Here is an 11,150-nt window from a genome sequence, read left to right as displayed (position 1 = left end):
AGGGCGTCGTCGCTGTTGGATGTGGCCTGACCGCGGAGGCTGCCCAATACTCGCGATCGACACGACGCAAAGCGCAACAGAGCGGGTAGTCAACATGATCGATAAACGAATCGTACAACTGACGACCGATCCACCCCGAGAATCACGCACCACGTGAGCTGCGCCGGGTCCCAGACCGCGTGAGCAACCGACGAGGACCCATGGCCGACCGACATCTGATCGACGTCCACCTTCTCATCGTCCGTGATGACGACATCCTGCTCACCCGCCGTCGTGATGCCAACCCACTCTTCGACGGCCTGTGGCACCTGCCCTCCGGCGAACTCGACGCCGCCGTTCGCGAAGCAAAGGAGGAAGTCGGCCTCCACCTCGACCCCGTCGACGTACGCCTGGTCCACACCCTGCACGTCAACGGCTCCGGTCCCGAACCCCGCCTCGGCCTCTTCTTCGAAACCCGCCGCTGGGCCGGGACGCCGATCAACCGGGAACCCGTGGTTCACTACCTCGACAGTCAGGCTGGTTGCACACTTTGGGTATGATTCGATCAATCCCCGGTCGGGGTTGATTGTTTGATTTCTGCGCTCCGGTAGAACCAGTGCAGGGTTTCGCACAACGTTTCGACCGAATTTTGATCTTCGAGAACCTTCAGTGGGATGCTCGGCCGCAAGGCGAGCTTGCTCTCCGGAAGATTGACGCCGGGGAGCTTGTTGAGGCGGACGCGCAGCTCGTCGCGCAGGGCGAGCTCCTCGAAGGGCTCGCGGGTGGCCAAGTACTTGAAAACCACTTCCAGGTAACCGGAGCGTCCATAGGTGGGGTAGATCGTCAGGGGCCAGATGTCTGGCTGGTTCGGGCGTTCCAGCACGAGGAAGCAGCTCGTCACCGTGGTTCCGTCACCGAACTGAAGAACTCCGCCGAGGGTCGTCCAGCGCTTGAGCAGCTTCACGACTGCGTCGGCGACTGCGTCGGAGTTGTGCTCGTGGAGCTGATCGAGGAAGCGCTGTTGCCGCTCGGCCAACGCATCAGCACCCACCCCGGTAGTCGTGCTGCCGGGTTCGGCCATCCCCAACAGGTCGGCCAGGTCGCGGGCAGTCAGCCGTTGCACCGGATCGGCGACTCCCTGCTCGTTGAGGGTGATCCCGTCGGCTCGCAGCACGGTCAGCACGTCCCCCCGGTCCTCACCCGCCCAGCGGAAGGTGTCTGACACCCGTCCGCCGTGGCCCAGCACGCGATAGGCGTTGACGACCCCGGGAGTGTTGGCGAGGTGCGCGCCTATCGGCCGGGGGTGCGAGCCGACGAGCGTGGCCAGATCCCCGTAGGTGGTCCACGTACCCGCAGGCATGACCAACAGGGCCTGGTGGAGCAGAGCCCAGTCCCGCCCGCGCTCGACCTTGTGGCTGCCTTCTCCCGGAGCGGGCCACAGCGCGGTGGCCCGATCGGCGAGGTCGTCGGCGCGAGCGAGGATTTCCGACATGCCCCAGCGCGCGGCCTCGGCGATACGGCGGTTCATCTCCAGGTGGCTTCCGGACAGCAGGTCCTGCTTGCGCTGAAACGGGTGGTTGGACAGCTTGGCGTTCTCCGCGGTCAACGTGAGGTTGCCCAGGGTGTGGACGAGGCGCTCGTGAAGCTCCTGTGCCGACTCGTCCTCGCCGGCATCCTCGGCGAGTACCGCCAGCCACTCTCCTCCCGGGTTCTGCGGCAACACGTGTTCCACGGTCAGAGCGGCAGCGGCGAAGTCCACCGGCTCCGGGTGCCCGTAGCTCTCCTCCAGGCGTTGCAGGACCATACGTTGCTGCTCCGGCCTGCCCTGCCAGTAGAAGGGGTTCCAGCGGATGGCTTTCCGCAGCTCTTCGTCGCTCGGCCAGAACCTCCGGGCACCCGACAGGACCCAGTGCAACCCGTCCACGACCGGTCGGCCGGCAGGCAACTGCGAAGGCAACGCCTGGAAGATGCGGTTGAGGTTGTTCGTCGGCACCTGGCAGATCGCGCGCCGCACGAGGAAGCTCTCGATGTAGGACAGTGCCCGCAGCAGGTCGGGTGAGGAGAGCTCACCTCGTTCCTGCCGGTCGAGCAGCAGCATGACCGCCGGGTAGGCGACACCACCACGCCATTGCAGGAGGCGTTGGAAGTACTCGCGAACCTCGACGTCGGGCTCACGCGTCGGGTCGACCATTCGGATGAAATGTGCGGAGCGGCGGGCCAACTCCTCGATGTATGCCTCCGCCGCGTTCTCGGTCTCACCCTCGCGACGCAAACGTGCTTGTTGTGCGGCGTACATGTCCTGTCTGCGGACCCGTTCGTCCCCGTCCAGCACCAGTTGCAGCCACATCAGCTGTTCAAGCTGATCATTGCTCAAACTGCGCTGCAATGGCAGCCAGTAGTCCTCGTACACCTGCTCGCCCCGCGTGGGGAGGCACATGAACAGGTAGTTGCGCAGTAGGTCCGCCTGGCTGAGCCGCAGTCCTGTGTTGTTCAGCGACTCGAAGATCCGGTGCACGTTGTCGCCGTGGTCGGCCGTGATGACCACCAGCGTCAGCCGTGTGGTGAGCACCTGCTCGACATCCTCGACACTGATCGGGGCTTCCAGAGCCTCAAGTCGGCTGCGGAAGAACCGGTACGCCACCGCGAGCCGATCCTCACCGCCCGACTTGTTCGTCCGGATGCACTCGACGTAGGAGGGGCGGTCGGCCTGCGTGGGCAGGAGTCGCAGGTGGTCGTCGCCCTTCTTCCAGCGGTTGACCAGGTACTGGTCGTTGATGCGTTCGGCCGCTTCCCGGTCGTCGGCGGCAAGGTGGTGATCCCGTACGGCGGCCAGCGCCACGCTCAACGTCGTCAACCGTTGCTGACCATCGACAACCAGCCATCGCTCGAAGGGGGCCTCGGTGTTCGGCGAAGGCGCGAGCACAACCGAGCCCAGGAAGTGGGAGGGACCGGCCGCACCTGCTGTGAGTAGTTCGATCTGGTTGACGATGTCATCCCACAGACGACCGAGGTGTTTGTCCTGCCATGAGTAGGTCCGTTGGTACAGCGGGATCTGGAACTGCTTTTGCCCCTGGATCAGACCGACCAGACTGGTCTCAGATGCCTTCATGCCCTACCTCGATCACAGCCGAGTTCAAACGGCCGGCCCACTCGTCTCCGCCTGCGGTTGCCGGCACACCCCAGGGGCGTTGAGATCAACCGCACGGCTATTCGTCGCTCAACCCCTTCGAGCCGTTACACCGCCTGACCGCGTTGAACATGGGCCCGGCGGGAGAAGTGCTGCCCCACTCGTCGTTCATCCTGGAGTTCGAGACCGAAGTCCGATGAGGCGGTCACTTCAGCGGCCGCAGCACACCTCGTCGTTGCAGCTCCCTGACGTGCTCGGCGGAGCGGGCCGGTGCGGTGCCGCCGCGGATCAGAACGCCTGCTTCGATGTTGTGACGCGCTCCGGAGGCGGTCAGGTTCGCGCTGCCGAGGAACAGGACCTGTCGGTCGACCACCAGGATCTTGGCGTGCTGCCGGGCACCCCGTTCCTCCCGCTGGTCCAGCGGCCAGTGCCAGAGTCGCACGGTGGTGAACCCGGCCAGTTCCGAGAAAGCCCGGGCCGGCTCGGGGCCGGTCAGCAGGCCGCCGGCGCCCTGGATCGTCTCCACCACGATGTCCACTTCGACCCCGCGCTCCGCCGCTGCGCGCAGGGCCGCGGTCAACGGCTTGTAGGCAGCAGCGGAGTAGGTCATCGCCAGCACCTCCGTCGTCGCCTGTCCGACGACGGACACCAGTACCTGGGCAGTCGACCGGACCGGCACGCCGGGGGTCGGTGGTCCGCTCCACACCGGCTGCACCTCGGTCAGTTCCCGCTGCCGCGTCCAGGCGGCTGCGAAGCCGCGCAGGTACATCGCCACCTCGCCAGTAGGTATGCCCGCGAGGTCCACGGCGTTCAAGAGGCGGTGGACGGTAGGTCCCGCGGTGCGCATCCGGACCGCGTGCAGGATGTACTCCCGACTGCGCCCCTCGGCCAACTGCCCCGCCAGGTCCCTGGTCTGGGCGGGTCCGAGCACGGCGACCGCCTCAGCGGCTGCCGCCTCGAACTCCGCCCTGCTCAACCCGTCAGCTCCTTCGGCGACAGCACGATGGACGGATCGTTGCCGATCGGCACGAGGAAGCTCCGGTCGAGGAAGCGGTTGCCCCGCTCGCAAGTCGTCTCCGAGACGAAGAGGCAGACGTGGCAGGCAGCGCCGTGCAGGAAATCGGCAGGGGACTGGGGAAGCCGCTCCGCGCACAGCGGGTCCGACGAGCAGTGACGGGCTCCGGCCAAGGCGCTGCGCACGATCCGCTCGAAGTGCTCCTCCTCGGCCAGCGTCACCAGGCCGCCGAGAGTGCCTTCGGAGTCCGGCACGGCGGTGTAGATGAGGATGCCGGTGCGGGGGTCGTCCTCATTGCCCGCGTAGATCCGCTCCGCGAGGCTGGCCGAGCTGTAGCCGCAATCGAGCGCGATCGCCCTGATCAGCAGGTGCGACAGCGTGTGCAAGGCGATGTAACGTTCGCCGGGCCACCCGCGCTCCGGATCGAACGCACCGGTGAGGCGATCGGAACGGCGGTTGGTCCGGAAACGCTTGTAGGACTCCAGGTGCGCGATCATCTGCGCCGAGTCCTCGACCCGGGTGACCCAGTCGGCGACCAGTTCTTCGTCGAGCCTGAGGAAGATGCCCTCGCCGCGGACCTCGCTCGCCGGGATCCACTTCTGCGAAGTGCGGCTGAGTTTGACCCGGGTGACCAGGTCGGGGTCCTCCGGGTCCGGGGCGTCGAGGCGCGTGAACCCGATCAGGGCTCGGGCTTCACGCAGCCTCTCGACCTGGCGGACGTGCGAGAACAGGCAGGTGAGCGAGGGGGGTACCGGGACGTGCGCCAAGGCGAAGTCATTGGTTGGATTGGGTAACTTGGCTGCTGAGAGTGTTTCCCACTCCGGGGTCAGGAGGTCTTCTTGGCTGACCTTATCTGATGTGGCCGTTCCTTCTTGCACGGCATTTCGGGCGTGCACGGCGGCGATCAACGCAGTGGCGTCATGATCTTTTAGGTAGCTGAACACGGGAATGTTGGACAATAGTTTATAGGAAGCCTGATCGGTCATTCCCTGTAGTTCATCCCACCGTGCCTCGACCAGCTTCGCCAACCCTTCATCACCGGTCTGCGGCAACGCAAGGGCGCTGAGCGTGATCGGGAACCACTGGTTGGAGGCGCCGGACACCAGCAGCATCGCCGCTTGGCCGCAACCTTCGTCGTCGAAGGAATCCAGGTGCGGGTGCCGACCCCGGCAGGCCGGCAGGTTCTGCGCACCCTGCGCCCCTTGGGCTTCCTGGATGTTGCGGCGCGTGCCGCACGGGGTGCAACTGATGGTAACTCTGGCCGCTTGATTGCCACCGTGGTCGAACATCTTCATCCGCGGCACGACTCCTTTGGGACAGGGTCCGCCGTGGTGGACGAAGGCGACGTAGGGGAACTCGTCGAGGTGGCCGGCCGTACAGGCGAGCAGGAAGCGGGCGGCAACGGCCAGCGGTTCCTTCTTCCTCTTCCCGCAGCCCTTGTGAGTGAATCTGGCCTCGTGCGGAGCTCTCGGCACCGAGTTGATGAAGCGGAAAACATCTGAACCGATTGACCCCAATTCGTTGCACGCGGTACAGCGCAGCCATTGCGGGAATGGCATGACCGGCGCACCGATCTGCTGGGCGGCCTGCCCCTTGGGGTCCTGGTCCGCGCCCTCCATCCACGGGGCCGACCGGAGTTCGGTGATTCGATCCGAACCGTAGAGTTGCAGGGCGCGGTTGACGGCGGCGCGGAGTCGTGGTTCGTCCACGTCATAGCCGTGCACTCCACCGTAGGTCCACGACTCCAGACCCTTGACCAGGACGGAGAAGTTCGGCAAGTCGACCAGTGATCCGATGCCGCCGGTGTACATCAGGTGGCTGGGTCGCGCCGCGCCAACCCTGCGGTACGCGCCACTCATTCCTGGGTCCCTTCCGGACTGTGGTCCGCGTCAGCAGGGGATCTGAACCGCCATGCCGGACCGGTTTGCCCGGCGAAGTTCCCACTCCCGGGGAACAGCAGATTGATCTCGTTCTCCGTCTCGCGCATTGATTGCGGCACCGTCAACTCGTTCCACCGGCCGCCGTCGGCGTTGCGCAGTAGACGGATGACATGTCGGTCCTTGAGCTTCTTCTCCCTGTAGCCGAGGCTGCCCCCGTCGCTCTCCCGCCGGTTGCGCCAGGAGTCCTTGAGCGCCTCGATCCGTTCCTTGAAGTAGCCCCGGGCGACTTCTCCCCTGACCGTCTCGGCTCGCTCCAGCAGGCGCTTCTCGACCCGCTGGGCGATCGGTCCGTCGAGGTCGAGCGTCCCGGCGTCGAGGTTGTGCGAATGCTCGAAGGCGGCGTGCCGGAGAGCGGCGATGTACGTGGGCGCGGTGCCCCGATCCAACGCCCGCCGGGTGTAGGGGGTGACGGACAAGGCTTCCACCTGGCGGTAGAAGGTCGAGTGGTAGTGCTCGAAGTCCTCGAAGTGGGCCAGGTCCCGCGGTCGGGTCCAGTTGTAGAGGGTGACGACGAGGCCGGGCCGCTGCGGGTCACGTCCCACGCGGGAGGACGCCTGGATGTACTCGGCGGTGTTCTTCGGTTGACCGACCACCATCATCAGTCCGAATCGCGACACGTCGACGCCGACCTGCAGCATCGAGGTGGCCAGCACCGCGTCGACGCCCTTGTGGTCCGGAGTTGCCCCTTGGCCGCGGGGCTTGCGAGGAGGTTTGCTCTTGAGTGCGTCGGTCACCTCCGCGGCGAAGGCCCTGCGCCGCAGGCTGGTGTCGTGCTCCGGGTCGAAGCCTGTCTCCAGCCTGCGCAGGGCCGTGTTGATGTCCGCCGAGGAAACCCGAGAGGTCAGCTCCTGGATCGTGAGCATCCCGGACTTGGTGACGATGCGATCGGCGATCCCCTTGGCCGTACCGTTGCGGCGTACCCGGGTGGTGATGTCGTCGTCCAGGTACCGACGCATACCCGCCAGCTCGCGAGTGGCGTTGAAGTAGCCGACCAGGGTCATGTAGGGGTCCGCGGGAGACCCGTACTGGTCGAACAGCTCCTGCCCGGCCAGCAGCAGGATCTCCGCGAGCCTGATCTCGGCGGCCTTGATGCGGAAGCCGTGGGCACAGACGCCCAGGTAGCGGCGGCCGGGCTGGTCCTTGGTCACGGGGACCTGGAGCGAGAAGAAGGTGTTCCCCGCATCCACCACCTGGGGCGGGAAGACCGCGACCCTGCGGCCGAACACCCCGAGCACCTGTTCGGCGGCGCGCTTGGTGGTCGCGGTGGAAGCGATGATCTTGGGTCCGACCTCGTGCGTGGTGCCTTCCCGATCGGTGTAGGACCAGGTGCACAGCTGGTCGACTGCCGCCTCGAACAACCCGACCGTCGTACCCAGCGCACCGGAGATCAGGTGCAGCTCGTCCTGGATGATCAGGTCCGGCGGACGTAGCTGGGTGACGGGCTGTGAGACGACCTTGTCCAAGCCGCCCCTGGCTCTGCCTCCGCGCTTGTTCTGGTGGTGGCTGCCGCAGCCGATTTCCTGGTCCAGGTCCCCGTGTCGGTAGCCGTGCCGGGGACACAGGTGGGAGACCCGGCCGAAGAGCAAGCCCGCCCAACCCCGCCAGGGCAACTGGGCGAGCTTGTCGACCGTGGCGATCAGCAGGCTGGGGACGAGTCGGTAGATCTCCTCGTCCACGGTGAGGATCGGCAGGCCCTCGTTCGGGGAGAGCCGTCGGGAGAAAGGACAGGCGTCCCCACCCTCGCCACGGGGGCAGTAGACGAAGACGCGACGAACGTCGTCATCGGTGGACAGGTCGCGGTGGGCGCGTAAGCCCTCCCCGCACCAGGGGCAGCTGAGCACCTGCAAGGCGCGAGCGGCCTTGCCGTGCCCTGCCTCCCGCGCTTCAGCGACCTGCTCGGCGGCTTCCTTGTACCAGTTCGGGGAAACCGTGCCACCGACCCACATACCGATGCGGAAGGGCGTGGCCCCCCATCGGTGATCGGGAGCCGTGACCCAGGCGCCCGCCTCGTCGCGCACCCCGTCGTACGCCTCGCGGCGCAGCACCTCGGCGGCGCACACCAGCGCGGCTGCCCGCTGGAACTGCTGTGCGGTCAGGAGCCGCAGGGTGTAGCGCATCAGGACGGCGACACCTGCTTCGCCGCTGCGGGCGTCCGGACCGGTGCCGAGGGTTCCCTGGAGGCGGCGCAGCGCGAAGGTGTACGCGGCCAGGCCGAGGTACGCCTCGGTCTTGCCGCCGCCGGTGGGGAAGAAGAGCAGGTCGACCAGTGCCTCGTGGCCGGTGCCGCGGTGGGGGTGCGCGGGGTCGCTGAGGGAGGCAAGGTTCAGCAGGACGAACGCGAGCTGGAAGGGGTACCAGCTCGCAGCCGCCTCACCTCGGTTGTCGATCTCCGCCTTGGCTTGCCGGTACGTCAGCGAGCCGTCCTCGGAGGCCGAGCGCAGGGTGGCCAGAGCGGTGTTGCGCCGCTGAAGTGCCATCGCCTGGTTGGCGAAGCGGAAAGCTTCGAGCGCGAGGGGATCGGAGAGCAGGGTGTCGATGCCCTCGGAGATCCGCGCGCGGATGTCCCGGGCTTCGTCGATGGCCACTTCGGCGCTGGTCCTCAGCTCCTCGGGAAGCCGCTGCGCGTCCGTGCGCTGCTGGGCGAGCCAGGTCGCGTAACCGTCCGAGAGTGGTCGGAGGGCGGTGACGAGCTGCTCGCGGTGCGCGGGAACCGCAAGGCCGGCAAGCTTGTCCATGGAGAGTTCGAGGCCGGTCAAGAGCTTCTGTCGCTCGATACCGGGTGCGGTGGTCGCGGCGACGTTGTAGGCAGGCAGCCAGGTGGTGACGAGTTCGTACGCTCGGCGTTCACCCTCCCGCACTTTGGGGTGCACGGCCACGTTGCGGCCGACGGCATGGCGCAACTGGTCGCGGTAGAGCAGCCTCAGGCGACGTTCCTCGGGGTCCTCGGGTGCACGTCGCGCGTTGCCGGGGAGCAGGGGGTCGTCGATCGGCAGGAAGACGGCGGCGTCCTTGGTCGATCCGGTGACTTCGAGCTTGGTCTGGAAGAGCCAGTTGGCGTCACGCAGGTCGCGCGATTCGTCCAGCGCGTTGACGAGAGCGACCTCCACGACGCGCAGCTCCGTGCCACTCTCGCCGTCGGAATCCTCGACCCGACTCCGGACCTTGACCCGGAGCTGGACCGATGGCTGGTCGGCGTGCTCGCCTTCCAGGAGGTAGGGCTCCTGGTCGCCGACGGTGGTCACGGTGATCCGCCGTTCGTGGCTGACCGGTCGGCGGGCCCAGCGACGAGTGGGCCGAGCGGAGTCGGACAGTGACTCGCCCTGGGTGTAGCTGCCCCAGGACGCCACGACGCTGATCTCGCCGATCGAGGCCGGAACGACGAAGGACAGTCCCATGGAGGAAGCCCAGATCCGGCCAGCCACCTGTGGTGTGAGCAGCTCCGGGAGTTCGGCGTCCTGACCGTCCCCTCCGCCGCTGAACCCGGCTCCGTCGTCATCGTCCTGTGCCGCCTTGCGAGCCACGGCGTTGTGGTCCTTGATTTCAGCGGGGATGCGCTTCGGACCCAGCATGCCGACGAGGTAGCGGTCCAGGGGACCGGCGGAGCCGGGTGCGAGATCTTCGAGTTCGCCGTCCCAGGGGCCGAGAAGATCGCGGGAGATGTACTTCTCCAGCGCGCTCCGCACGTCGTGCGAGTCGCCGGCCAGGAAACTCTGGGGCACCTCGTCGATGGGGTGCGGAACCGCGAAGCCCGTGGCGTCAGGCTGCTGGTCGGGCATGAACGGAGTCCTCTCCCGTCCGGCGGGTAACTGGAGCGCTGAGGGTATCGACCATTCAGGCATGGCGCGGACCTCTGTGAATATCGAGCGCACCTCAGTTCCACATGTCATGTGCTGATCAGTCCGTTATCCGAGGGGGGCTCAATTTTTGGTTGCTCTGCTTTGGCGGACGGGCTCACAGGTCGAACAGGGCTGCGAGCTGCGCCTCTTTGACGCCGATCGGGTCCCCTGAGGATCGGCGCCCGGCAACGCATAGGCCACCACGTGCATCTGATCGTCGGCCACGGCGGCGTACCCGGCCGTCGTCGCCGGTGACGAATGCCGCATGAGCCGCTGGGTGAGCAGGAGATCACGCCCGGATGATCGGTACACCGCCGTCCCGTAACGGTGTCGGAGTTGGTGGTACCGCATCCGGATGCCCAGCTTGGCCGCCGCCACCGCAACCGCTCGGGATACCCGTTCGGGCCGCACCCCGGGCCACAGCGGACCGCTCTTCTCCAGATCGAGCGCTTCGAGGACAACCGGCGGGACGGGGACGACGTCTGTGCGCCCACCCTTACCGGTCACCCTGAGAACGATTTCGCCGCCGTCTCCTGTGATCACATCGGCAGCGGAGAGCTTCGCCGTCTCATGGGCGCGGAGGCCGCAGAACGCGCCGAGCAGGACCCACAGCTTCCGTGGCCCCTGTTCGGCGTCCACCAGCTTCTTCAGATCCTGCTCGGAGAGCGGGTCGGGCGTCGACCTCGGGGCCGGGGGCTTGCGGATCCCCTCGATCAGGTCGACCCCGAGCCACTTGCCGAACACCTTGAGGTGGTTCAGGTAGGTTCGCCGGGACCAGGGGCGAAGCTCCCTGTCTGCGAAGTACGCCACCACGGAGTCGAGCGTGAGCTTGCCGGCGGCTGTGCCGGCGTGGCGCGCGATCGCCTTGATGCATCGGACCCGGGCTCCGATTGTGTTGCGTGAGTAGCCGTCGGCACGCTGCGCTTCGATGAACCCCTCGATGTCCATGGGCGACATCATGGACTGGTGAGGCCGCATTCGGATACCAGTTCCTCGTGGAGTTCGCGGAGAGCCGGTGTTGTGGCCTGAACCTCAGCCTCGTTGGCTTGCTCGGCACTGTGGGATATCACCTGCTCGGTCCTGTCATCATGCCCTGGTTGTGCCGCGGACCTGCTGAAACGCAACCAGGAGTCCACATTGGGGATCGACCGTTCACTTCGTGAAACACGGCCAGTTCCGCCTGGTATCCAATCGAGGACGATCGTTCCAAGGCTCCAACGTCCTGGGCAAGGGCTTCATCCTCACTCCCGACC

Annotated in this window: 5 protein-coding genes and 1 pseudogene; 1 reads left to right on the top strand and 5 read right to left on the bottom strand. The window is 66.6% G+C overall.

Going from position 1 to position 11,150, the window contains the following annotated elements; genetic code table 11:
- Nucleotides 1-200 precede the first annotated feature (200 nt).
- Nucleotides 201-491: pseudogene (locus tag Q5530_RS00030) on the top strand (NUDIX domain-containing protein); the annotation flags it as partial.
- 53 nt (nucleotides 492-544) lie between these two features.
- Here the strand turns inward: Q5530_RS00030 and Q5530_RS00025 are convergent.
- The 5 genes from Q5530_RS00025 to Q5530_RS00005 all read right to left on the bottom strand — a co-directional run bounded on the left by Q5530_RS00025 (nucleotide 545) and on the right by Q5530_RS00005 (nucleotide 10,845).
- Nucleotides 545-3,088, bottom strand: a complete 2,544-nt coding sequence (locus Q5530_RS00025; protein ID WP_415359801.1) for a DUF262 domain-containing protein — start codon at nucleotides 3,086-3,088, stop codon at nucleotides 545-547.
- A 223-nt stretch (nucleotides 3,089-3,311) separates the two neighbouring features.
- Complete coding sequence (gene drmC, locus Q5530_RS00020; protein WP_415359800.1) at nucleotides 3,312-4,082, bottom strand: DISARM system phospholipase D-like protein DrmC; 771 nt, start codon at nucleotides 4,080-4,082, stop codon at nucleotides 3,312-3,314.
- Nucleotides 4,079-5,980 (bottom strand): DrmB family protein, encoded by a 1,902-nt coding sequence (gene drmB, locus Q5530_RS00015; protein ID WP_415359799.1) that lies wholly within the window; start codon nucleotides 5,978-5,980, stop codon nucleotides 4,079-4,081. The genes drmC and drmB overlap by 4 nt, the downstream gene beginning before the upstream one ends.
- Nucleotides 5,977-9,837: a DISARM system helicase DrmA gene (drmA, locus tag Q5530_RS00010; RefSeq protein WP_415359798.1), complete on the bottom strand. Its 3,861-nt coding sequence runs from the start codon at nucleotides 9,835-9,837 to the stop codon at nucleotides 5,977-5,979. The genes drmB and drmA overlap by 4 nt, the downstream gene beginning before the upstream one ends.
- A gap of 141 nt (nucleotides 9,838-9,978) precedes the next feature.
- Nucleotides 9,979-10,845, bottom strand: coding sequence for a tyrosine-type recombinase/integrase (locus Q5530_RS00005; RefSeq protein ID WP_415359797.1), 867 nt, complete (start codon nucleotides 10,843-10,845; stop codon nucleotides 9,979-9,981).
- Nucleotides 10,846-11,150 lie beyond the last annotated feature (305 nt).

It is taken from the genome of Saccharothrix sp. BKS2, from assembly GCF_047689505.1.
GTDB lineage: Bacteria > Actinomycetota > Actinomycetes > Mycobacteriales > Pseudonocardiaceae > Actinosynnema > Actinosynnema lopnurensis.
The sequence above is the reverse complement of the archived record's forward strand: the minus strand, read 5'-3'. Positions and strand labels throughout refer to the sequence as shown.